General features: G+C 45.2%; 19 protein-coding genes and 1 other annotated feature. Of the genes, 5 read left to right on the plus strand and 14 right to left on the minus strand.

Features of this window, described 5'->3' with window-relative positions; translation table 11 throughout:
• Positions 1–4 precede the first annotated feature (4 nt).
• Both H9630_RS13430 and H9630_RS13435 read right to left on the minus strand, forming a co-directional pair.
• Positions 5–1,420 (minus strand): VanW family protein, encoded by a 1,416-nt coding sequence (locus H9630_RS13430; protein WP_191715974.1) that lies wholly within the window; start codon positions 1,418–1,420, stop codon positions 5–7.
• Positions 1,413–1,811, minus strand: coding sequence for a hypothetical protein (locus H9630_RS13435; protein WP_191715975.1), 399 nt, complete (start codon positions 1,809–1,811; stop codon positions 1,413–1,415). Before H9630_RS13435 ends, H9630_RS13430 begins: the two co-directional genes overlap by 8 nt.
• Before the next feature lie 300 nt (positions 1,812–2,111).
• Between H9630_RS13435 and H9630_RS13440 the strand changes: the two genes are divergently transcribed.
• The 3 genes from H9630_RS13440 to H9630_RS13450 are packed head-to-tail and all read left to right on the plus strand — an operon-like array spanning position 2,112 to position 4,873.
• A complete protein-coding gene (locus H9630_RS13440; protein ID WP_225218544.1) occupies positions 2,112–2,528 on the plus strand; it encodes a type IV pilus modification PilV family protein in 417 nt (138 codons plus the stop codon).
• Positions 2,521–3,084, plus strand: a complete 564-nt coding sequence (locus H9630_RS13445; protein ID WP_191715977.1) for a PulJ/GspJ family protein — start codon at positions 2,521–2,523, stop codon at positions 3,082–3,084. Before H9630_RS13440 ends, H9630_RS13445 begins: the two co-directional genes overlap by 8 nt.
• Positions 3,077–4,873, plus strand: a complete 1,797-nt coding sequence (locus tag H9630_RS13450; RefSeq protein WP_191715978.1) for a hypothetical protein — start codon at positions 3,077–3,079, stop codon at positions 4,871–4,873. The genes H9630_RS13445 and H9630_RS13450 overlap by 8 nt, the downstream gene beginning before the upstream one ends.
• A gap of 61 nt (positions 4,874–4,934) precedes the next feature.
• Here the strand turns inward: H9630_RS13450 and H9630_RS13455 are convergent, their stop codons facing one another.
• Both H9630_RS13455 and H9630_RS13460 read right to left on the minus strand, forming a co-directional pair.
• The gene (locus H9630_RS13455) at positions 4,935–6,638 is read right to left on the minus strand and encodes a sensor domain-containing diguanylate cyclase (protein ID WP_191715979.1); all 1,704 of its coding nucleotides are present in this window, start codon (positions 6,636–6,638) and stop codon (positions 4,935–4,937) included.
• A gap of 51 nt (positions 6,639–6,689) precedes the next feature.
• Positions 6,690–7,874 carry a bifunctional folylpolyglutamate synthase/dihydrofolate synthase gene (locus H9630_RS13460; RefSeq protein WP_191715980.1) on the minus strand — a complete coding sequence of 395 codons (1,185 nt, stop codon included), beginning with the start codon at positions 7,872–7,874 and terminating at the stop codon, positions 6,690–6,692.
• 72 nt (positions 7,875–7,946) lie between these two features.
• On the opposite strand from H9630_RS13460, the gene H9630_RS13465 reads away from it, so the two are divergent.
• Complete coding sequence (locus H9630_RS13465) at positions 7,947–8,810, plus strand: ATP-grasp domain-containing protein (RefSeq protein ID WP_191715981.1); 864 nt, start codon at positions 7,947–7,949, stop codon at positions 8,808–8,810.
• Positions 8,807–9,604 carry an ATP-grasp domain-containing protein gene (locus tag H9630_RS13470; RefSeq protein ID WP_191715982.1) on the plus strand — a complete coding sequence of 266 codons (798 nt, stop codon included), beginning with the start codon at positions 8,807–8,809 and terminating at the stop codon, positions 9,602–9,604. Before H9630_RS13465 ends, H9630_RS13470 begins: the two co-directional genes overlap by 4 nt.
• A gap of 159 nt (positions 9,605–9,763) precedes the next feature.
• Here the strand turns inward: H9630_RS13470 and H9630_RS13475 are convergent, their stop codons facing one another.
• The 10 genes from H9630_RS13475 to lon form a co-directional block, all read right to left on the minus strand.
• Entirely contained in the window at positions 9,764–12,397 is a 2,634-nt protein-coding gene (locus H9630_RS13475) for a valine--tRNA ligase (protein WP_225218545.1), read from the minus strand.
• 50 nt (positions 12,398–12,447) lie between these two features.
• Positions 12,448–12,669, minus strand: a binding site (T-box leader).
• A 21-nt stretch (positions 12,670–12,690) separates the two neighbouring features.
• Positions 12,691–13,740, minus strand: coding sequence for an AbrB family transcriptional regulator (locus tag H9630_RS13480; RefSeq protein ID WP_191715983.1), 1,050 nt, complete (start codon positions 13,738–13,740; stop codon positions 12,691–12,693).
• A gap of 153 nt (positions 13,741–13,893) precedes the next feature.
• Positions 13,894–15,180 (minus strand): glutamate-1-semialdehyde 2,1-aminomutase, encoded by a 1,287-nt coding sequence (hemL, locus tag H9630_RS13485; protein ID WP_191715984.1) that lies wholly within the window; start codon positions 15,178–15,180, stop codon positions 13,894–13,896.
• Positions 15,177–16,160 carry a porphobilinogen synthase gene (hemB, locus tag H9630_RS13490; protein ID WP_191715985.1) on the minus strand — a complete coding sequence of 328 codons (984 nt, stop codon included), beginning with the start codon at positions 16,158–16,160 and terminating at the stop codon, positions 15,177–15,179. Before hemB ends, hemL begins: the two co-directional genes overlap by 4 nt.
• Positions 16,157–16,858 carry a uroporphyrinogen-III synthase gene (locus tag H9630_RS13495; RefSeq protein WP_191715986.1) on the minus strand — a complete coding sequence of 234 codons (702 nt, stop codon included), beginning with the start codon at positions 16,856–16,858 and terminating at the stop codon, positions 16,157–16,159. Before H9630_RS13495 ends, hemB begins: the two co-directional genes overlap by 4 nt.
• On the minus strand, positions 16,851–17,780 hold the full coding sequence (gene hemC, locus H9630_RS13500) for a hydroxymethylbilane synthase (RefSeq protein ID WP_191715987.1): 930 nt from the start codon (positions 17,778–17,780) through the stop codon (positions 16,851–16,853). Before hemC ends, H9630_RS13495 begins: the two co-directional genes overlap by 8 nt.
• A gap of 17 nt (positions 17,781–17,797) precedes the next feature.
• The gene (gene ccsA / locus H9630_RS13505; protein ID WP_191715988.1) at positions 17,798–18,628 is read right to left on the minus strand and encodes a cytochrome c biogenesis protein CcsA; all 831 of its coding nucleotides are present in this window, start codon (positions 18,626–18,628) and stop codon (positions 17,798–17,800) included.
• Between the two features lie 84 nt (positions 18,629–18,712).
• Positions 18,713–20,083, minus strand: a complete 1,371-nt coding sequence (gene hemA / locus H9630_RS13510; RefSeq protein WP_191715989.1) for a glutamyl-tRNA reductase — start codon at positions 20,081–20,083, stop codon at positions 18,713–18,715.
• 314 nt (positions 20,084–20,397) lie between these two features.
• Positions 20,398–20,982 carry a ribosome biogenesis GTP-binding protein YihA/YsxC gene (gene yihA / locus H9630_RS13515; RefSeq protein ID WP_191715990.1) on the minus strand — a complete coding sequence of 195 codons (585 nt, stop codon included), beginning with the start codon at positions 20,980–20,982 and terminating at the stop codon, positions 20,398–20,400.
• Positions 20,979–23,306, minus strand: coding sequence for an endopeptidase La (lon, locus tag H9630_RS13520; protein ID WP_191715991.1), 2,328 nt, complete (start codon positions 23,304–23,306; stop codon positions 20,979–20,981). Before lon ends, yihA begins: the two co-directional genes overlap by 4 nt.
• Positions 23,307–23,327 lie beyond the last annotated feature (21 nt).

The following is a 23,327-nucleotide window of genomic DNA, read 5'->3' on the forward strand; positions in this document are numbered from 1 at the left end:
CCGATTAAGGGTTTACCAAATTCCCGCCCTTGTCGTATACAGGTTCACTCGACTTGGCATCCCCATCTGTTCCAGGGTTCTCGGTATGTTTTTCGTTGCCTTCAGGATCCTGTTTGTTTTCGGAATTGCCAGTTGAGCTGCCATCTCCAGCTGGTTGATCACCAGCGCCTTCCCCGGATGAATCTGCCGGCACTTGCCCGCCTTCAGTAAGCCCTTCTTCCGTTTCACCGTCTGGAGTTTCACTTCCATTCGTTCCTGGCACACTTTCTACTGAAACTGGTTCGGTTTCCAACGGATAAATTTCCACACGGTTAACCGGAGGATAAAAGTCTGTTGAAATCGACTCGAGTTCCAATTCATTTCCGTCCGAAATTACGGAACGATTGACGTGAATCCGGATCCCTTCACTGCCTTCTTCGTCTACCGCTTTCCCTGCAGTCACAAAAGCACTGTATTGCTTAATCAAACGGGGTTCGACTGTTTCTTTGCCGCTGGTCTGAAGCGCATAGTCATAGACCAACGGAAACCCACTCAATGAAGCAATCAACGAATCTCCTGTGAGCTCTGTGTTTAATGTAAATGAACTTGCGTTGGGATTGGTGAAGACCAAATCCACTCCAAGAGAACGGTTAATGGCAGCTTCTTGTCCAACCGGAATATTTTTTGGAATTGAAGTTCCAATGCTGCGTTCATCAACCGTAAAGTTTGTTTCAAGCACAGCTGCATAGATGGCTGAAGCAATTTTTGTCAGCTCTTTATCAGTGGCTCCGGTCGGCGGAAGCTGACCTAAGAACTCCAAGAAGGAAAATTTCGCACCAGGCGCAATTTGAATTTCATCAATCGCTGAAATGACAGCCGCTGCACCTTCGCCAGTTGAACCTTGTGGAAACACAACTTCAGAGACCGTTTCACGATCTACAGCCAGTGAATCGTCACTGATTGTCACATGCGTTTGTGCAAGCCCTGATTCAAGTGCCTGCTCCAGCTTCATGGTGATGCGTTCCACTTCTATATTGGAAAATTCAGCCGCTTGGAAGTTGGCAACTAAAAACTTTTTTGTCGTTTGTTCTTGAAGATCAAACACAAAAGTATTTTGAACACCCGTTTGAGCGCGGGCAGCTGTTTCTTCTAATAGAATATTGGCATTATTGAGTGGATACTTCGCTGTTGCATCCTGGTAAGTCACCAATAGTTCAGAAGAGGCGCGAAATGACTCAGCTGTGCCGGAAAATTGAGCCATGGCACTGGCAACATCCATATTCGAAACATTTGTCGTGCCAATATACGTATGATCACCAAATTTTTCAGTCGGGAATATCCATTTATCCACAACGGCCGCTCCTGCATTGGCGACTCCAAAAAACAGTAGTGCAGATCCCATAATTGCTGCAAAGGTCATTCCAAAAACTTTATTATTCAACTTTCTGTTCCTCCCCAACGACTGGTATCGACTTCATGCCATACGTTTTATCGGCTGCAGGTTCTTCAAACCGTTTGTTTGTTATTACGGTTGAACTCGGCTGCACTCGGCTTTTATTGCTTCTCCGCTCTTCAAGCAATTGCTCATTTTTCATTTGTTCTTTTTCGAGCACTTTCATATAGATCATCGCTGCAATCAATGCCACCGCCAGCATTCCTAATAAGGACTGGTATAACGGAAATGCCGTCTGCATGAATACTCCAACTGCCGCAGCCAAGATGCCGCTTCCAAGAAGAATCATGAACTTCTTTTTGCTACTGCTCTTTCCTATGAAGTAAACAAGCGCCATAGCAATAGCAGCTACTATAATGAAGATAAGTATACGGACCATTTAAACTCCTCCTGTGAAATTATGCGCTGATAAGAATATTTTATTTGCTATTCCCTCGAAATTGTAAATTTAAGTAATAGAAACAGTTAAAGTATCCCATCTGATATAGCTATAATACAAGATAAATGGTATAAATAATAGCGAATAACAAAAATAAATTTCATTACTAATATACTATTTTAGATATAAAAATTTCCATTAATAATCTAGTCAGTTCAAAAAGAAAATGGTATATATAACAGTACGGTTAATTTTTATTAAATGTATCCATGACTTTAGACATAAGCGGGTGATTTTTTTATGTGGTATTTGACGAAGAACGAAAGAGGTTTCACATTGGTAGAGGTGTTGGCTTCACTGGTCATACTTTCGATTGTATTAATGAGTTTTATGGCGGTATTTGCGAATACAAATCGTTTAGCGGTAAGCAATAGTGAAAAGTTGGTTGTCATTAATTTAGCAGATGCTTATCTAGAAAGGGTTAAGGCCAACCCTTCTGAATTTATTTCCCCTTTTCCCCCTACCAAAGTAAATGAAAGCAAAGGAAAAGCATTAAATTCATTTGAAATGAATAATAAGAAATACAAAGTAACTATTAAAGTAACTCAAACAGCGGATGAATATAATAAGTTTACACTCTTAAACATCGTGGTCACAGTAAACTCCGAAAGTTCAAAACATAAAAGTTCTGTGGAAGGATACATTCCATATGAATAAGGGCTTAAAAATTATTAAAGATCACAAAGGAGTTACCTTGGTAGAATTGCTTGCTACCATAATCATCGTAGGTATTGTTGGAGCCCTCGCGTTCTCCGTTCTTTTTCAAGGCTATTCAAATTATCAAAGAATAAAAGTCGAATCAGAACTTAGAGATGAAGCGGATTTAATCATGGCAAGTATGGTAAAAGATCTCTTTGTGTTAAAAAAATCTCAAATAAGCTTAAAAAACCAATGTACTTCCGGAGTTAACAATTCTTTTATTGAAGTAAAAAAACCAGGAGCTGTGGCAGGAACTACAGAAATATACAAAACTGGATTTGAAAACGGCAAAGTCATAGTAAAGGATAAGGAAGTCAGTTTTTATAATAATATTAAACTTCTAAAAAATGATTGTACTGCCCTCTCTCCAACAGTAATTAAGAAGAAAGAGGATACAAATGCCTATACTATCATTTTTACGCTTGAGACAATGAAAGACAAAACGATGCATTCAATGAAATTTGAAAATACGATAACTATAATTGATGATTCCAGGGAGGTTCGAGATGAATAAACTAATTGTTAATGAAAAAGGATATTCCCTGCTGCTTACATTAATGTTAGTTCTATTGTTTAGCATTCTCGGAGCCAGTTTAATGGCAATGACCTTTAATGGTGCTCAAAAAAATGTAACAAGAGAGCATATAGTTCAGTCTGAAGATTTGGCTACTAAGGGAATAGAAAGAATCGAAAAAGAAGTCTCAGCCAAATTAAAAATATTTCCAGCTAGCTATACAAACGGAATGACAAACTCTCAATTTGAAAGCCACTTCAATAATGTAATACTCGGCTTCAGATGCTCTACCGGCAAAGAAATAACGTTGGCTGATGAAACAGGTGATGGCAAATTCAGAACTTGTATTGATCAAGTAAAAGAAATATCAGATGGAAGCGGTAGTAAGACTAGGAAAGAGTTAGTTTTTAAAAGCACCGGCTATAAGGGCAAACAAGAATCCACTGTATATGAAACACTAGAAATGGGTGCTGATGATATACAAAAAGTGCTTAATTATACTGTATCTACATTGAAACGCGGTGAAGATGGAGGAAACCTTTTACTTAATGGTGGCTCTGAAATTACAGGTGATATGAATATTGCAGGGAATATTTTCTCCACTAACAATGGACATGGGGATGGAGGATGGCTTCAAAGTGTTTTGCCACGCTCACTTAAAACTATGGACAGTGAAAATAATTTAGTGAACAGCAAGCTTAATTTGGGTGGAAAAGCTTATAATTTTAAAGACTATTTCGACAGAACCTATGCACAGCATATCACTGGAGATTTTTCTAACAGAAACTATGATGAGTTGAGTAGAGAGAATACTAAAAATATATTTGCTACTAACTATGCCCCTTCCATCCAATATGAATCCGAAAAAATAAAACCTGTAAACTTTACCGAAGAATTTAATATTGATAGAAGCTCCTATTCCAGAATATCCGCAAGCATAGCCTATACTTCAGATCAGAATATTAAAAGTTCGACCAGTTATAATGAAAATTTAACCATTAGAGGAAACAACACTGATATAAAATTTGATAAGAATATTTATGTGAATAAAAATTTTACGATTGGAAATTCTTCTAATACTACCTTTGAAAATGTTTCAATTGATGGAAAAAGAATTTATGTAAATGGCGACGTAAATATTAACAAAGTGAATCTTCAAGCAAATTTCACTATGTTTGTAAAAGGAAAAGTATCTATTCAATATGTAACAGTGTCTGGCATAAAAGAAAATACCAGTACCAATCCTCGAGGTTCCTTAATAGTATTTGCAGATGGAAACTTTATTTTATCCAACTTATCTGAATTTCAAGATACTCCAAGCACTGTTAACGGGTTCTTTTATTCTACCGGTACTATGGAAATGTATGGTTTTGGCTCCAATACGAAAATTATCGGAGGAGTAGCTGCAAATAATATCGTTTTGAATGCAATGCGTGGAAAATCAAAAGCCAACCTTTCTGAGTGGGAAAAAACAGCTCAAACGGGCACCAAAGAAGAATGTCGTTTTGGTTTTAGATCGCCCGGAAATGAGTGGCGTTATGAAAGCTTCTTATACTGGTGCAGAGATGTTCCCGATATAACAACAATTGTAAAACCATATCAAAAAATAAATAATCATTATTATGAAACAAGAGAAAACCAAGAAAATGCCGCTTCGCGTCTTCAAATAATTTACGATCATGAGTTATTGGATACCTTTAGAAACACAATTGATTACACAAGCAGTGTCATCATGCCGCAAAATATAATCGATCCAATAAAAAAAGGTCGAAGTCTTGGTCCGGATTAACATTAAATTCTTTATTATTACAGAAAAAAGACGGAAGTTTATCCCGTCTTTTTTCTGTGCTCTATTTCACATACGCCGCAACCTTATTCCGTCCCGCCTGTTTCGCTCCAATATACAACGCCCTATCGGCATTCCGGATCAGCGACATGCCTTCATCGCTGTCGTCCGGTGCAGTGGATACGCCGATGCTTAAAGTGATGTGGACGATTTGTTGGCTACGGTCTTCCCCCAAGTCGTTTTCAATTACGAAGTCGTGCTTTTCGATGCGTTTGCGGAGGTTTTCTGCCAGCAGCACCGCTACATCTTTGCTGTAATTCGACAACAGGATGACAAATTCTTCGCCGCCGTAACGGGCGATGGTTCCTTCATCGCCGAATTCTTCTCTCAAAATATCAGCCAGCTGAATGAGGATGTCATTGCCGCTTTGGTGTCCGTAACGGTCGTTGATGCTCTTGAAATGATCGATGTCCATCATCACTAATGACAATTGCTCGAGACGGCCTTCATTCATTTCTTTAATGCAACTTTCCAGACTTTCGTCCAGATAGCGATAATTATATAACTTGGTCAATCCGCAGCGCTCACTTTTGGCAATGACTTTTTGCATATACCCTGCTTTTTCCACCGATACGGCGAAATAAGTACTGAGGATTTCCAAAATTTGAAGCTGGTGCTTGGCAAAAGCGTATTTCTTTTTAGAAGCTAAAATCAGTACACCCTCGGTTTTATTGTTTCGGGCAATCGGCGTGGCCATCAAACTCTCTGTATCTTCTGGCAGGTTGCCGGTGACATAATCTGCCCATTGGCTTTTTTCATCAAAGATGAACGAGTCGTTGGTGACGATGACATGTCCAGCAACCCCCCGATTATAAGGAAGGGACTCAATTTCACGGGCCTGCAATTGATTATTTTCATAAAGCCGCAACATTTGCTGTTGGCCATCACGGTAATCGACGATATAGGCATATTCAACTTTGAACATCTTGGCAACCTCTACAACAAATTGGTCAAGCACTTCATTCGCTTCCAGGCGATCTGCAAGCTGATGTCCGATATCTCCAGCCCGTTTCAAGTCAATATTGACTTGTTCTGAGCTGGTGAACTTTTTCATGACCGCTGCCATAATGAAAAATGGCACACCCAGCAATACAAGCGCCGGAATTCCGATATGCGACTCAAACAAATACAAAGCGACCGCAAACGGGAAAATCACCAACATCAAGGCAAAATCCCAAATGGCATCGACCGAAAAGAATTTGCTCCGCCCACCTGTCGTGTAGTCATATAAGTGATAAATGACTTGATTAATCAATACGGAAAGCACCTGGAATATTAAGCCATACAAAATGACATGCGACATTTCCAATGTTCCGATTTGGCCGCCTGCCCCTATAAAAGCCAGTCCAGCTATTAATGAGACAAAGAAAAACATCAGCGAGTTGAAAGGAATCCGCACCGATTGTTCTTCATTGGTTCGAATACGGTACAGCACAATCAACATGCTCAATTGGGATATCAGCATTTCGATAAAAAGTCCATATTTCAGAAACAGCGCCACTGTTACCCATTGCACCAAAAATGTCGAGGCTCCATTGATGTTCATCGGCATCAAACTCATCAAAATAAAAAACAGAATGTACGCCATTAAATTCCACGGATCTGCTACAGATGGCGGGAAGAAACGGTAAACAATCACTAAGCCTGCCGGAACAATCAATGCCCATAGGCACCATAAAACGATTTTTCGGTTAAATTTCTCCCCCATGACATCTTTCCTTTCTGAAACGAATTAGTGAGGTATAGACCAGGGTATGATTTATTGGTAATTCTTGAAAAAGACGTTCGCTGAGTTTCGAAGAAGTGTAAGAAGATGTAACGAACCTGTGACTATAGTCTTTTCTTTGTTATTCGATACAGGTAATATATCACATATATTTGTAATTGTCTTTCTTTTACTGCAACTTTCTTTAAATAGTTCTGCAGCTGGCAATGCCCGTTCATTATCAAAGTCTACAAAGGTGAAATGATCACTGATCGTCTCCAAATGGCGGAGTACGCTTCGATAATCTTTATCTTTGAAGATTCCCATGACAATATGGATAGGGTCATCCGGAAATGTGTCTCTTATGGTAGCAATCAAGGCTTCGGCACTCGCCTGATTATGGGCACCGTCAAAAATAACATCAGGAAATACTTCTTCAAAACGGTACGGCAAAGTAGCTGAAGAAAGCCCAAGCCCCGCTTTTTCCTCGCTAAAGTTCAGGCCCAGCAGTTCTTTAGCGGCTTCCAACGCCAGTTGGGCATTTTTTTGTTGATGCGGCCCTTTCAGTTTCAGCGGTACGTCAATTTGTCCAGCCGGCCGGATGATTTCTGCATGTAAACGGTCAGCTGTCTCCTGGATGATTTCCAGAGACTCAAGCGGCAGTTCCCCTATGACCACCGGCTTCCATTTCTTGATGATTCCTGCTTTATGGCGTGTAATTTCTTCTATAGTTTCTCCCAGAAAATTCGTGTGTTCAATGGAAATGGATGGAATGATGGAAAGTTCGGGATTGATGACGTTCGTGCTGTCAAGCGCTCCCCCCATGCCTGCTTCAATGATGGAAAAATCAGGTGCCTGCTGCTGGAAAGCGATAAAGGCGGCCGCCGTCAAGAGTTCAAAATCCGTTAACGGTGTCTTTATTTTGCTTAACCGCTCCATCACTTGCTCAAGTTCCACTGGGTCGATCGGCTCTCCATTCATTTGGATTTGGTCATGGAGATCTTCAAGGCAAGGAGAAAAGAAATTCCCGACACTGTAGCCATGCGCCTGAAGGATTGCCGACAGGAATGTAGCTGTCGATCCTTTGCCGTTGGTGCCAGCCAGATGAATGAATCTACCGTTTTTATGCGGGTTCCCCAATTCGTCCAATGCCCCTGTAATAGCTTCCAGACCGGGTTGAATCGAAGCATCTGTATGAATATTCCATTTGTCTTTGTATTGTTCGAGTCCAATTATCATTTTGAAGCCTCTTTTCTGCGGTAAACATGATACACTTTTTGAGTATGATTATAGCACGAAGGTGGAATGGATATGACGAGTTGTTGGGTTATTTACAACGGAAGCTTAGTTTCCGATAAGTTTGCAGATCAGGCCAGGCTTGTTGCCGAAGCAGCAGAACGTGCTGGCATCACTGTCAAAATCATGAAAAATTACGAAACTGTCATGGATTTATCTGTTACTTTCAGTATACCTGATTTCGCAATTTTATTGGATAAAGATATATTGCTTGGATATTTTTTGAAAAGCCGGGGAGTCCCAGTTTATAATGACCCTTCTGTCATTGATTTATGTGATAATAAAGCCACACAATACGTCCAATTGGCTGCAAAAGGTTTGCCGATGCCACGGACCATTGTGGCGCCGAAAGTCTATCCGAATTTCTCTATACTGGATTCGGGCTATTTCGAAAGAGTCATTGATCGTCTCGGGTTGCCGATGGTCATCAAGGAAGGGCATGGTTCTTTTGGCATGAAGGTCTACTTAATTGATACTGAGGAACAATTCTACGAAAAAGTCGACAGCCTGCGGGGCATCGATTTTTTGTTCCAAGAGTTTATCGCCTCCAGCCGGGGGCGCGATATCCGTGTCAATATCGTCGGCGGACAGATTGTGGCTGCCATGTACCGCCATTCGGAAACCGATTTCCGCGCCAACATCACCAATGGCGGTGTCGCTTCACCCATAGAACTGACGGAATCACAACGGGAACTCGCCTTATCGGCTGCTGAAGCAGTTGGTGCAACGTTTGCGGGTGTCGATTTGTTGTTTGGTGAAAACGACCAGCCCTTGGTTTGTGAAGTGAATGCCGCTGCCCATATCCGCAATATCCTCAATGTCACGGGAGTTAATGTTGCAGACGCCATGATCGCTTATATACGGGAGGACTTAGCATGAAACTTCTTTATGAAACTAAAGATGCCGGACGCAATCACGGGTTTATTGAAGAGCTGCAGCGCTTTGGTGATTTTGATCTGATTCAATGGGACGACTGGAGCGAAGAAGGTTTGGCTATGCTTGTGGATAAGTTGCGCGGCGGCATCACTCTTTTCCGCTCACGGCGTCCGGAAGCTGCCCGTTTTCTTGAAGATCAAGGCATCCATTTAGTGAACCGCGCCGAAGTCAACCGCACCGCCAACGACAAATGGCAAAGCTATCAACTGCTTTTATTGCTCGGTGTTCCGGCGGTACCGACTTTCCGCGAAGCCATGGAGTTTCCGTGCGTCGCCAAAACTGCGGATGGCCACGGCGGCTCGGAAGTCTGGCTCGTTCAATCGGCTGAGGAAATTCCACCTGCCTCTTCCCCGCTGATTTTCCAGCCGGTTGTTGAACATGTGGCAGACGTTCGCGCCTATGTCGTTGGCACAGAAGTCGTCGGTGCGGTTAAACGTAGTTCCACTGATGATTTTAAAGCCAATTATTCACTTGGCGGCCATGCTGAGAAATACGTCTTGAGTGCTGCCCAAGAAAAAGACGTCTTGCGAATTGCCCGTGCCTTGAACAGCGACTATATCGGCATCGACTTTCTTCTATTAAAAGACGGACGCCATCTATTCAATGAAATCGAAGATCCCGTCGGCGCCCGTTCTTTCTACGAAACGCATGACAAAAACATCGCTGAATTAGTAGTGGAGCATATTCGGAAACTGGAAAAGCATGCCCCGTTTCGCCGGGAAGATCGGCCGCAGTAAGAGCTTTATAAATCGCTCCGTCTGGCCCGCAGTCTCGCCGGCGCAAAGAGATTCAGCAAATTCGAAGTGAGTATTTAGTTTCCATATTTATATAGCTGGTTTAGAGCTATGTAAGCTAAAAAACCGCTCTCCCATTTGGGAAAGCGGTTTTTGTATTACTTACAGGTTCTGCAATTCTTCAATGCGTTTTTCAACCGTTGCGTGTTTTTCCACGTAATCGGCTTGTTTTGCACGTTCTTCTGCAACAACGGCTTCAGGAGCTTTCGAAACAAAGCGTTCGTTCGACAATTTGCCGCTGACGAGCTTCACTTCTTTTGCCCATTTTTCCAGTTCTTTTTGCAGGCGCGCAAGTTCGGCATCAATATCGATCAGGCCTTCAAGCGGCATGAACAATTCAGCACCGGATACAACCGCTGACATCGATTTGTCTGGAGCTTCGATATTTTGGCCGATCGTCAATGTTTCCGGGTTACAGAAACGTTCGATGTAGGCAGCGTTCGCTTCAAGCACTGCATGCGTGCCGGCGTCTTTCGCTGAAATCGTCAACGGCACTTTCTTGCTCATCGGCGACTGCACTTCTGCGCGGATAGTCCGTACCGAACGGATCACATCCATCAACAGCTTCATACTTGAAGACTGGCTTTGGTCGGTCAAGGAACCGTCCACTGTCGGCCATGCTGCAATGGTGATTGATTCGCCTTCATGCGGCAAGTTCTGCCAGATTTCTTCTGTGATGAACGGCATGAACGGATGCAATAGGCGCATCGTGTTGTCCAATACATAAGCAAGGACTGAACGCGTCATTTTCTTCGCTTCTTCGTCTTCACCGTATAATGGCAATTTCGCCATCTCGATGTACCAGTCACAGAAATCGTCCCAAATGAAGTTATAAAGGGAACGTCCCACTTCACCGAATTCATAGCGTTCTGCAAGATCCGTCACTTGTTCGATGGTTTCATTCAAACGGGTCAGAATCCATGAATCGGCTACGGATTTCTTGCCGGACAAATCGATTTGATCGTACGTCATGCCTTCCATGTTCATCAATGCAAAACGGGAAGCGTTCCAGATTTTATTGGCAAAGTTCCAAACCGACTCGACTTTGTCGTTCGAGTAGCGGAGATCCTGTCCTGGAGATGAAGCAGTAGCCAGGAAGTAACGCAGGGAATCTGCACCGTATTGAGAAATGACATCCATCGGATCAACTCCGTTGCCCAGTGATTTGGACATTTTGCGTCCTTCCGCATCGCGTACAAGGCCGTGGATCAATACGTCTTTAAACGGTTTTTCACCTGTGAATTCAAGTGCCTGGAAAATCATCCGGGATACCCAGAAATTGATGATGTCATAGCCTGTAACCAACGCATCGGTCGGATAGTAGCGGCTAAGGTCATCGTTTTCTTTCGGCCAGCCGAGCGTTGAGAACGGCCATAATGCAGACGAGAACCACGTATCCAGAACGTCTTCGTCCTGTGTCCAGTTTTCAGCATCCGCCGGTGCTTCGTGCCCTACATAAATTTCACCTGTTTCGTTATGGTACCAGGCTGGAATTTGATGTCCCCACCAAAGCTGGCGTGAAATACACCAGTCGCGGATGTTCTCCATCCAGTGCAGGTAGGTTTTCTCGAAACGGTCCGGTACAAAATTAACGCCCGTCTCGTTTTTCTGCGCTTCCACTGAAGCGGCAGCCAAAGGCTTCATGTCAACAAACCATTGTGTGGACAGATAAGGCTCAACAACTGCTCCACTGCGCTCTGAGTGTCCTACAGAATGCATATGTTCTTCGATTTTGAACAGCACATCCAAATCCTGCAGGTCCTTGACGATCTGCTTGCGGCATTCGAAGCGGTCGAGCCCTTCGTATTTACCGGCGTTTTCATTCATCGTACCGTCTTCGTGCATAATCAGCACACGTTCCAGGTTGTGGCGGTTGCCGATTTCAAAGTCATTCGGGTCATGAGCCGGTGTGATTTTCACAGCACCGCTTCCGAATTCCATGTCCACGTAGTCGTCCGCAACGATTTCCATTTCACGGCCGATAATTGGCAGGATCACTTTTTTGCCGATCAAGTGCTGGTAGCGCTCATCTTTCGGATGAACCGCAACCGCTGTATCGCCCAGCATCGTTTCCGGACGCGTCGTCGCGATTTCGATATGGCCGCTGCCATCTGCCAGCGGATAGCGCATATGGTAAAACGCACCTTGTACGTCTTTGTAGATAACTTCAATATCCGAAATGGCGGTTTTCGTCGCCGGATCCCAGTTGATGATGTATTTACCGCGGTAGATAAGCTTTTTCTCATAGAGTTTTACGAAAACTTCGCGCACCGCATCTGATAAACCGGCATCCAACGTAAACCGCTCACGGGAATAATCAAGGCCAAGACCCAGTTTTGCCCATTGCTCACGGATATGTCCCGCGTATTGGTCTTTCCATTTCCACGACTCTTCAAGAAATGCTTCACGACCCAAATCATAGCGTGAACGCCCTTCTTCTTTCAACTTGCCTTCTACTTTCGCTTGTGTCGCAATGCCGGCGTGGTCCATTCCAGGCAGCCATAATGCGTCAAAGCCCTGCATGCGTTTCATGCGTGTCATGATGTCCTGCAATGTCGTGTCCCAGGCATGCCCTAAATGCAGCTTGCCGGTAACGTTCGGCGGGGGAATCACAATGGTATACGGTGTTTTGCCGCTTTCCGGTTTCGCTTCGAAGAATTTTTTGTCGACCCACCAATCGTAACGGCCTTTCTCAATGGATTGCGGATCGTACTTAGTAGACATTTGTTCAGTCATTGGAATTCCTCCTCTTATTTCTGATAGAACGCAAAAAACTCCTGTCGTCTGTAAAGGACGAAGGAGTTTTTCGCGGTACCACCTTTATACACAGGTCTACTTGCACACCTGGCTCTCAAGTTTCATAACGGATGTTAAGTCCGGTTCCCGCTACTCATTTCACGGCAACTGCTCCGAGGTGACATTCAAATATGGGTCCATGAAAGCCTCTCACCAATCGGCCTTCTCTCTGAAATGCACACACATTCTACTATCCTCATCAACGCATAAATATCTAATTACTCTTATTGTACTCAATATCCGGTTTTAGCGTCAAGTTTTTTTACAATGAATGCCACAAGCGGCGCGGCCACCAATAGAATAAAGAACAGCCGGAACAGCTGGAATCCGGTGATGAGTGCCACGTCCCCTCCAACAGCGAGCGCGGTGATGGCCATTTCCGCTATGCCACCGGGTGCTGCACTTAGAAAGAAGTCGAGGAATATGTATTCAGGCAGCCAGTTTGCAAGGATGTAAGCAATCAATACAGTAAAACTGATGAGCAGCACATTATTCAACACAATCGCAGCACCCAACCGGAACGTCAGCTTATCGCCGATGCCTTCCATCTGTAGGCCAAGGTTCGCACCGATGCAGACCTGTGCAATGGCAATGAGCCAATACGGCATATCAATCAGGACATCCCCCGACACGGCCTGGACAATCGCCATGGCCAGGATGGGTGCCAACAGTTCAGCGGCAGGAAATTTAATCTTCTTCATACCCGCATACAATAATAAACTGACAGCAAGTGCCAACAGGAATAAGCCTGGCGAGAAAGTGAACAGCTGCTCTTCCATTTCCCCTGCCCCTCTGCCATGTAAGAAAATCGTCAGGAAGGGGACAATCGTCACCACCATGAAAATGCGAATGGTCTGCATCATCGTCACGACGGTGATATTCGCCGAAGGGATTTCTTCAGCTAAAACCACCATCTGCGCCAATCCACCCGGTATGGAACCAAGCAAGCTCGTTCCCAGGCTTTCATGAACCATCCGCTTGAACAGCAGACCGAGAGCAACCGACAAGGCCACGACTGAAACCGTCATGAACGCCATATAAGGCAAGTCCATCGCCATCAATAACACCGCATCGCGTGTAAACGATGAACCGATTTGCACACCGAGCATCACCAGTCCAACTGTCCGCAGGAATCGTGGCCAGTAGAGGGGGATTTTGGTGAATTGATTGACGAGCAAAAGTGCGAACATCGGTCCCAGCAGCCAAGGCAGAAACATGCCGACCGCTTCAAATACCGCCCCTGCAGCAATCGCAATAACTGCCGTTACTATAAATGACTTCACGGCCTTTCCTCCTTTCCCAAGTGCCTTAGTTGTTTTCTATGGTACAGGAAACAAGGGCATCTGTGGAGTATGCAGGCTGGCGTTCGGTGTTCTTTCCATACAAAAAACCGGGGCCTCTGAAAATTCCAGAAGCCTCGGCCTGTTTTTCTTTTATTAACGTGCCAGTTTAGCAAATACGGTATGGAATGCTTCAACGGTTTTCGCAATATGCTCTTCCGTATGGGCAGTCGATAGGAACATGCCTTCAAACTGGGACGGCGGCAGGAAGATGCCTTCTTCCGCCATCAAGCGGTAATAATCTGCGAACAACTCGGTGTCCGAAGTTTTTGCTGATTCAAAATCGACTACGTCTTCATTTGTGAAGAAGAAACCGATCATTGATCCTGCACGGTTCACGGTATGCGGGATGTTGTATTTCGTCGCCGCTTCACGGAATCCTTTTTCAAGCTGGTCGCCGCGTTCGATAAAGACGTCATAGCTTTCTTCCGTCAAACGGGACAGCGTTTCGTATCCTGCCCGCATTGCAAGCGGATTGCCCGACAACGTACCTGCCTGATAGATCGACCCGCTTGGTGCCACTTGTTGCATGATTTCACGCTTGCCGCCGAATGCCCCAACAGGCAACCCGCCGCCGATGACTTTGCCGAGGCACGTCATGTCCGGGGTAACGCCGAAATAGCCTTGTGCACAATTAAAGCCGACACGGAAACCGGTCATGACTTCATCAAAAATCAAAATCGTGCCATTTTCATGAGTCAAATTGCGAAGCTCTGTCAAAAAGCCTTCATTTGGCGGCACAACGCCCATATTGCCGGCAACCGGCTCGACAATGACTGCAGCCAAATCGTCGCCGAATTCCTGGAATGCCAAACGCACGCTTTCCAGATCGTTATATGGAACTGTAATGGTGTTTTTAGCGATCGATTCTGGAACTCCTGGAGAATCAGGCAATCCTAAAGTCGCAACGCCTGACCCGGCTTTGATCAACAGGCTATCGCCATGGCCATGGTAGCAGCCTTCAAATTTCAGGATCTTGTCGCGTCCCGTGTAGCCACGTGCCACACGCAATGCGCTCATTGTCGCTTCTGTTCCGGATGAAACCATGCGGACCATTTCAATCGAAGGGACACGTTCCATAACCAACTTGGCCATGGTATTTTCAAGTTCAGTCGGTGCGCCGAACGAAGTTCCAAGCGCTGCCGTTTCCTGAATCGCCTTGACCACTTCCGGATGGGCATGGCCCAAAATCAGCGGTCCCCAAGACAGGACATAGTCAATATACGTATTGCCATCAATATCGGTGATGGTTGCCCCGCTGCCGGATTGCATGAAAATCGGGTCCATGTTGACCGATTTAAACGCACGGACCGGACTGTTGACGCCGCCCGGCATTAATTTTTTTGCTTCAGTGAATGCTGCCAATGATTTTTCGTATGTCATTTAGTTCCCTCCAGCCAGCGTGCTGCATCTTTTGCGTGATACGTCATCACGATATCTGCTCCTGCGCGCTTCATGCTGAGCAGTGTTTCCAAAACGATTTTCTCTTCATCGATCCAACCGTTTGCCGCTGCTGCTTTGACCATGGCGTATTCGCCAGAAACATTGTAAGCAACAATCGGAATATCAAAATTATCGCGTACTTCACGGATGATGTCCAAATAAGACAATGCCGGTTTGACGATCATGAAATCTGCGCCTTCCTGAATGTCAGAAGTGGCTTCACGCAATGCTTCCATGCGGTTTGCCGGATCCATTTGGTAGGTTTTGCGGTCTCCGAATTGAGGAGTGCTGTGTGCTGCCTCACGGAAAGGTCCGTAATAGGCGGATGAATACTTGACGCCGTAAGACATGATCGGTGTGTTTTCAAAACCGGCTTGGTCCAGTCCATAACGGATCGCTGCAACAAAGCCGTCCATCATATTCGACGGCGCAATGATGTCAGCTCCTGCTTTTGCTTGAGACACGGCAGTGCGCGCCAACAAATCAAGGGATTCATCGTTCAAGATGACGCCATTTTCGATTACACCGCAATGGCCATGATCGGTATATTGGCAAAGGCAAGTATCAGCGATAACCACCAATTCCGGATGGCGTTCTTTCGCAAAGCGGATCGCTTCCTGTGTAATGCCATGGTCGTGATAAGCTTGCGAACCGACCGCATCTTTTTCATTTGGCACACCGAACAAAATAACAGAAGGAATTCCAAGATCTACAACTTCGTCCAGTTCCTCGCCTAATTTATCCAATGAGTAATGGAAAACACCCGGCATTGAAGAAATTTCTTCTTTAATGTTCTCGCCTTCAACGACAAAAATCGGATAAATGAAATCCTCTTTATGTAAGCTCGTTTCGCGGACCATTGAACGGATATTGGCAGAACCACGCAAACGGCGATGGCGATTAAAATTCAATTCTTTCATTTTGAAAAACTTCCTTTCGCTATTTCATTGATGACTTCCATATAAGTGTATTTCTTCGGAGTAAAATCGACTTTTCCGCCGTTTGCCTCGATAGCCCCTTGTGTAACATGGCCAATGGCAGCGGTACGGATATTCGACCAGTCTCCTCCTGCCTGCCGGTAAGCCGACACAGCAGAAGGACTGGCGAATAGAATGATGACATCTTTCAGTTGCACTAGCTTTTCCGCATTCTTCAAGTCCAGCACGGTATCATAAACCGTCCACTCGTCCACTTGCATATGCATCGAAGCAATCGTGTTTTTCGCTAAATTGCCTTTGATGAACAGGCATTTGACTTTGCCGGAAACCACCGGAAACTCCTGAATGAAATGATCGGCACTAAAAACCCGCGGGATGAAATCAACGGTGTAGCCATGCTGCTGCAGCACAGCAGCCGTCTGGTCGCCGACAGCCGCAATTTTCGCGGTCACGTTTTCATCGAGCTGGCAAAATGCCTGTGCACTGGTGCGGCTCGTGAAAATCAGCCAGTCGTAGCCACCGAGGTCCGGCTTGTCCAACCGGCGGATCAAGGTGGTGACGAGCGGCACATAAAGCGTTTCCGCTCCTAGTGATTGTGCACGGCGAACCGCTTCCTCCGGCTCTCTCGAACCGGTGAAAACGATGGTTTCGCCTTGAAGCAAAAGATCTTTATCAGACATTGCTCTCAGCTTTAACGCGTTGAATCAAATCGTATCCGCCTTGTGCACTGATTTTCTCAGCCACTTCACGGCCTGCTTGAATTGGGTCACGGCTGATTGATGTTTCCTTGAATACCTGATCCGCTTCCGGCGAAGAAATCAATCCTGTAAATGTAATTTCCCCATCTTTCACTGTTCCGTATCCTGCAATCGGCACTTGGCAGCTTCCGTCCATGTCACGCAGGAATTTACGCTCTGCATTAACAGCCAAGGCGGTTTCTTCATGATTCAATTTAGCCAGTTCCGCCAAAAGTTCTGTATCGTCTTCGCGGCATTCAATCCCTAATGCGCCTTGTCCGATAGCCGGAAGGCATTCGTCGACTTCCAGGAATTCTGTAACCAAGTCATCTTTCCACCCCATGCGTTTCAAGCCGGCTGCAGCCAAAATGATGGCATCAAAATCGCCTGCCTGCAATTTCGCAAGACGTGTATCGATGTTGCCGCGGATCCATTGGATATCAAGGTCTGGACGCAACAGCAAAAGCTGTGAACTGCGGCGCAAGCTGCTTGTCCCAACAACTGCTCCAACCGGAAGTTCCAATAATTTCACATGGCCGTTGGCGATATAAGCGTCGCGCGGATCTTCACGTTCTGGAATACAGCCGATAGTCAGGCTTTCCGGCAAGACAGAAGGCATATCCTTCATGCTGTGGACAGCAAAATCGATTTCTTTATTGAACAGCGCCTGTTCGATTTCTTTGACGAAAAGACCTTTACCGCCGACTTTTGATAGCATGACGTCGACAATGCGATCGCCTTTCGTAACGATTTCCTTGATTTCAAATTCAAAAGGCGATCCCGCCGCTTTCATTTTTTCGATGAACTGGTTGGTTTGTGTCAATGCCAGCTTGCTTCTTCTAGAACCTACAATAATTTTTCTCAAATGAATCCTACCCTTCTTTAATACCAAAAATGAAATTCAGATAATCGGCTGCCTAAAAAGAAATTGATCAGCAGCAATAAAAATGCATACGTATGTGCCAGCGCGTAATTCATCCCATTCAACGAGCCTTTGCGGTGCCACCACAGCACAAAGCTGTAGACCACCAGCAAGATGAACGATCCGACAATCTTCATGTCGAAGATAGAAAATGCAGCAAGTGAAATAAATGCCCATTGCAGCCCGAGCACCAATGACACGAACAGCAGCGAAATCCCGACGAGAATCGAAATCGTCATAAATTGCTGTGTTTGGCTGAGTGACGGCAAGCTGCTCCATTGCTTTGTCCATTTTTTCTGCTTCAATAATCGGTAAAGGATCATGTGAAGCGCCGAAAAAACGAATGACAAGGAAAATGCCACATAGGATAAAATCGCGAAACTGATATGGATGAACAATAATTCCGAGACCAGCGATTCCCCGACAGGCGAACGCTCGATCTGGACCGGCGCGAAGGTGTGGATCGTCATGAAGATGAATCCAATGATGTTGATGAAGAATACAGCAAAATCAAAACGGTAGAAAATCCTCAATACGAGCGACAGCGTCACCAGCAACCAGGCATAAAAATAAATGCCTTCGAATAAAGTCAGTATCGGAAATCGTTGAGTCTCAACGATATACAGCACCAGGAAGACCGTCTGCAGCACCCATACAATGCCGAGCAGCGTCATGGCTATCCGGCTGGCTCTTTTCTCTTTATATAAGTAATCTATAAAATAAAAAACAAGGCTGACAGCATATAGTATAACCATAGCTTCGTGCAGCCTTGCCATTGTTATATCAGCCATCCCATTCCCCTTCGTTTCCATAGTTAAAGGCGTTCCGTCTCTACATTTTAACATATAGATCCGAAAACGCCTCTTTAAGAAAGCTTAAAATGAATATTTGGGAGTTTCAGTTGCTTGTTGGGTTTCGAGAACGGCTTTTTCCGTTTTCTTTTGTGCAGCTTGCGACTGCTTTTCAATTTCTTTTTCAACGTCTTCTTCGATCCCGAAAATTTGCATGAATAATTCCAATTGTTCACGTGACTTAGGCGCTCCGCCCATTTCTTTCGCTTGCAGAATCGGATCTTTCAACAATTGATTGATAATCGATTTGGTGTGTTTGTTGAGAATTTTCTTTTCACGGTCAGTCAGATCCGGCATTTTGTTTTCAATGCTTGCCATGGTCTCAGCCTGTATGCCAAGCGCTTTTTGGCGCAGCGCAGAAATTACCGGAACAACGCCAAGCGTTGTCAGCCAGTCGTTGAACTGAAGTGCTTCCTGATCGATCATGGTCATGATTTGGCCAGCCGCGCGTTCACGTTCTGCCAAATTCGCTTCTACGATGCCTTGCATGTCATCAATGTCGTACAAGAAGACATTCGGCAAGTCGCCGATGCGTGGATCCATATCACGTGGAACTGCGATATCCACCATGAATAACGGTTTGCCTTTGCGTAGTTTTTCCACAAACTGCATCAATTCAAGATCGATGACAAAGTCAGTCGAGCCGGTTGATGAAATCAGAATGTCCGCTTCCAGCAATGCGCATTGCAATTGGTTCAACGGTTTTGCATTGCCGCCGAATTTGTCTGCCAACAGTTCCGCTTTCTCGAATGTACGGTTAATGACAGTGATACGGTCAGCTCCGCTCCCCTGCAAGTTCTTGATGGCCAATTCACCCATTTTTCCGGCACCTAAAATAACAACATGTTTGTTTTTAAGCGTACCAAAAATCTTCTTGCCGAGTTCAACTGCTGCATACGATACCGACACGGCATTTTCGCCGATGGCCGTTTCAGAATGCGCTCTTTTCGCCAATGTAACAGCTTGCTTGAACAATTGATTAAACACCGTACCTGTAGTGCCGTGCTCTTGGCCTGCAAGGAAACTGTTTTTTACTTGCCCAAGAATCTGCGTTTCACCCAATACCATTGAGTCGATGCCGGCTGTTACACGGAATAAGTGTTCAATTGCTTGATCTTGCTCATGGACAAATAAATACTGGGAAATGGCTTCTTGTGGCAAGCCAAAATAGTCAGCAAGAAATTGCTTCACATAATACTTCCCAGTGTGAAGCTGATCCACGACCGCATAGATTTCCGTCCGGTTACAAGTGGACACGATCACGTTCTCCAATATGCTTTTTTGTTCTTTTAACGCCTGCATCGCCTGTGGCAGCTCATTTTCAATAAATGAAAGCTTTTCGCGAATTTCCACGGGTGCAGAGCGATAATTCACCCCGACTACTAATGTATGCATGGGTACAAAACACCTTTCACGTTCATATTTCCTCTAGATTTAGTATACCACTTATCATCTTTAAAATGCCTTTGAATTTGTGAACAAGGCATGAATATAGTCCTTATTTATAATTATTATAAATTAATAGTAGCAAAGGTGTCTGACGTCTACAAGTATAACGCTCTTAGTCGGAATTACCTGTCAACTCAAACTATCGCGAGAGATGGATTCGCTTCAGGCGGGCGATTGAAGAGCAGTTAGGCAGAGGGAAATCTATGGAAGAAGGAGCTATTTCCAATAAAAAAAGCACAGCCCGGAGGCTGCGCTTGAATTTATTGCATTCTGCTTTCGATTTCTTTCCAGGCTTCGTCTTTGCCGAGACCGGTTTCAGACGAAAAAATGATCAATGGATCGGTTTTATCCATATCCAATGTGGTGCGCACAATTTTCTTGTGCTTGTCCCATTTGCCTTTTGGAATTTTATCCGCTTTGGTCGCGATAATGATGCATGGAATGCCGTAATGCTTCATGAAATCATACATCGCGATATCGTCTCTGCTTGGCGGATGGCGCAAGTCGACGATTTGGATCACAGCACGCAATGGTTCGCGGTCTGTGATGTACCTTTCAATCATCTTGCCCCATGCTTCCCGTTCGCTTTTTGATACTTTGGCATAGCCGTATCCGGGAACATCGACATAGAACAGCTTTTCTTCAATTTTATAGAAGTTCAAGGTCTGTGTCTTGCCGGGTTTAGATGAGATGCGCGCCATGCTTTTGCGCCCGATCATTTTGTTGATGAAAGACGATTTCCCGACGTTTGAACGTCCGGCTAAAGCGAATTCCGGTAAACCGTCTTCCGGATATTGATCCGGACGGACGGCACTGATGACTAGTTCTACATGATTAACTTTCATTCATTTTCTCCTTCTAAGGCAATTTCCAATGCCTCATCCGCTTGAGAAACCAGTTTAAAGGTCAGCTCTTCACGGATTGTTTCTGGTATATCTTCCAGGTCACGCTCATTGTCAAGCGGCAAGATGATGGTTTTCAATCCAGCACGGTGCGCACTCAAGGTTTTTTCCTTGATTCCGCCGATTGGCAGAACGCGGCCGCGCAAGGTGATTTCACCCGTCATGCCGACTTCACGGCGGATCGGACGTTTCGTTAAAGCAGATACCAAAGCAGTCGCGATGGTAATCCCCGCTGAAGGGCCGTCTTTTGGAACAGCGCCTTCCGGAACGTGGATATGGATATCGTGCGATTCATGGAAATTCGGATCGATCCCCAGAGATTCAGCACGGGCACGGACAAACGACAATGCCGTTTGTGCAGATTCTTTCATGACGTCCCCCAGTTTACCGGTCAACTGCAATTTGCCTTTGCCGGCTGACAGCGAAACTTCGATTTGAAGCGTGTCCCCGCCGACTGTTGTATAGGCAAGGCCAGTAGCCACGCCGATTTGGTTTTCTGTTTCAGCCATTCCGTAACGGAATTTGCGTTTTCCAAGGTACGATTCCACTTCTTCTGCGCCGACTTTCACTTGGTCTTTCTCTTTTGAGACAATTTGCTTGGTTACTTTGCGGCAGATTGAAGCGATTTGGCGTTCCAGTCCACGGACACCCGCTTCGCGCGTATAGTAGCGGACGATATTAAGCAAAGCTTCGTCATCAAACTGCAACTGTTCTTCCGTCAAACCATGTTCTTTCATTTGCTTCGGTGCCAAATGGTTTTTAGCGATCATTTGTTTTTCGACTTCTGTGTAGCCCGCAATTGAAATGACTTCCATCCGGTCACGCAGCGGTCCAGGAATTGATCCTAAATCATTGGCTGTCGCGATGAAAAGCACATTGGAAAGATCATACGTTTCTTCAATGTAATGGTCACTGAACGAATTATTCTGTTCTGGATCCAATACTTCCAGCATCGCCGAAGATGGATCGCCGCGGAAATCATTCGACATCTTATCGATTTCATCCAACAGGAAGACCGGGTTAACGGTTCCCGCTTTTTTCATTCCTTGTATGATACGGCCTGGCATCGCACCGACATACGTCCGGCGATGGCCTCGGATTTCCGATTCATCGCGGACGCCGCCAAGTGAAACGCGGACAAATTTGCGGTCCAGGGATTCGGCGATCGATTTCGCCAAGGACGTTTTCCCGACACCCGGAGGTCCGACCAGACAAAGAATTGGGCCACGCAATGAATTGGTCATCTGCTGGACAGCCAAGTATTCCAGTACGCGTTCTTTGACGCTTTCCAGTCCATCATGGTCACGGTCCAACACTTCTTCTGCGTATTTGATATCCAGACGATCATCTGTCGCTTCCGACCACGGAATCGTTACCAACCACTCGATATAATTGCGGATAATGCCGCTTTCTGCAGCTGCGGAAGGAAGTTTCTCGTAACGGTCCAGTTCTTTGAAAGCCACTTTTTGAGTGGATTCCGGCATTTTCGCTTCTTCGATCCGTTTTTTCAGATCGACCACTTCAGCTGATTTGCCGTCTTTGTCGCCAAGTTCCGTTTGGATCGCTTTCATCTGCTCGCGCAAATAAAATTCTTTTTGCGTCTGCTCCATCGCTTTTTTCACACGAAGGTTGATCCGTTTTTCCAGATCTACGACTTCCTGTTCACTATGGAGACGGGTAATCAAAAGCTCTAAGCGTTTGCTGATATCGAATGTTTCCAAAACTTCCTGCTTGGCAGCCACTTTCATCGAAAGATGGGAAGCGACCATATCCGCCAAACGGCCAGGCTCTTCAATATCAGCAACGGTATTATACGTTTCTGTGCTGACTTTTTTCGAGCTCTTCGCGTAGTTCTCAAAATGCTCAAGCAACAAACGCATTAGGGCGTCTTGTTCTGCATCTCTTTCTGTTTCGTCCGGGAAAGAAGTCACTTCAACAATCGTGAAGTCTTCCCCTTCCTCGTAGTTCTTCATTTGTCCGCGTTCCAAACCTTCAACCAGTACACGGATTGTGCCATTCGGCAATTTCAGCATCTGCTTGACATATGCCAGCGTACCGATTTTGTGGAGATCGTCTTTCTCCGGCTGCTCTGTACTCATGTCTTTTTGAGTTGCCAAAAAGATGATGTTGTCATCCAGCAATGCCTGTTCCAATGCAGCCACCGAACGCTCACGGCCTACATCTATATGCAATACCATCGTCGGGAATACAAGAAGTCCGCGCAATGGCAGTAATGGCACACTTTTCGTCACTTTTTTCTTCGCCATCTGGGAAGTCACCTCCGGGAA

The organism is Planococcus wigleyi (genome assembly GCF_014836985.1).
GTDB classification, from domain to species: Bacteria; Bacillota; Bacilli; order Bacillales_A; family Planococcaceae; genus Planococcus; species Planococcus notacanthi.

What these genes read in the sequence shown, in the direction of transcription:
- lon (WP_191715991.1), bottom strand. Translation starts at nt 23,306, where the DNA reads ATGGCGAAGAAAAAAGTGACGAAAAGTGTGCCATTACTGCCATTGCGC.
- H9630_RS13445 (WP_191715977.1), top strand. Translation starts at nt 2,521, where the DNA reads ATGAATAAGGGCTTAAAAATTATTAAAGATCACAAAGGAGTTACCTTG.
- H9630_RS13435 (WP_191715975.1), bottom strand. Translation starts at nt 1,811, where the DNA reads ATGGTCCGTATACTTATCTTCATTATAGTAGCTGCTATTGCTATGGCG.
- hemL (WP_191715984.1), bottom strand. Translation starts at nt 15,180, where the DNA reads ATGACATACGAAAAATCATTGGCAGCATTCACTGAAGCAAAAAAATTA.
- H9630_RS13450 (WP_191715978.1), top strand. Translation starts at nt 3,077, where the DNA reads ATGAATAAACTAATTGTTAATGAAAAAGGATATTCCCTGCTGCTTACA.
- H9630_RS13465 (WP_191715981.1), top strand. Translation starts at nt 7,947, where the DNA reads ATGACGAGTTGTTGGGTTATTTACAACGGAAGCTTAGTTTCCGATAAG.
- H9630_RS13455 (WP_191715979.1), bottom strand. Translation starts at nt 6,638, where the DNA reads ATGGGGGAGAAATTTAACCGAAAAATCGTTTTATGGTGCCTATGGGCA.
- hemA (WP_191715989.1), bottom strand. Translation starts at nt 20,083, where the DNA reads ATGCATACATTAGTAGTCGGGGTGAATTATCGCTCTGCACCCGTGGAA.
- H9630_RS13475 (WP_225218545.1), bottom strand. Translation starts at nt 12,397, where the DNA reads ATGACTGAACAAATGTCTACTAAGTACGATCCGCAATCCATTGAGAAA.
- ccsA (WP_191715988.1), bottom strand. Translation starts at nt 18,628, where the DNA reads ATGGCTGATATAACAATGGCAAGGCTGCACGAAGCTATGGTTATACTA.
- H9630_RS13495 (WP_191715986.1), bottom strand. Translation starts at nt 16,858, where the DNA reads ATGTCTGATAAAGATCTTTTGCTTCAAGGCGAAACCATCGTTTTCACC.
- yihA (WP_191715990.1), bottom strand. Translation starts at nt 20,982, where the DNA reads ATGAAAGTTAATCATGTAGAACTAGTCATCAGTGCCGTCCGTCCGGAT.
- H9630_RS13460 (WP_191715980.1), bottom strand. Translation starts at nt 7,874, where the DNA reads ATGATAATTGGACTCGAACAATACAAAGACAAATGGAATATTCATACA.
- hemB (WP_191715985.1), bottom strand. Translation starts at nt 16,160, where the DNA reads ATGAAAGAATTGAATTTTAATCGCCATCGCCGTTTGCGTGGTTCTGCC.
- H9630_RS13440 (WP_225218544.1), top strand. Translation starts at nt 2,112, where the DNA reads ATGTGGTATTTGACGAAGAACGAAAGAGGTTTCACATTGGTAGAGGTG.
- H9630_RS13470 (WP_191715982.1), top strand. Translation starts at nt 8,807, where the DNA reads ATGAAACTTCTTTATGAAACTAAAGATGCCGGACGCAATCACGGGTTT.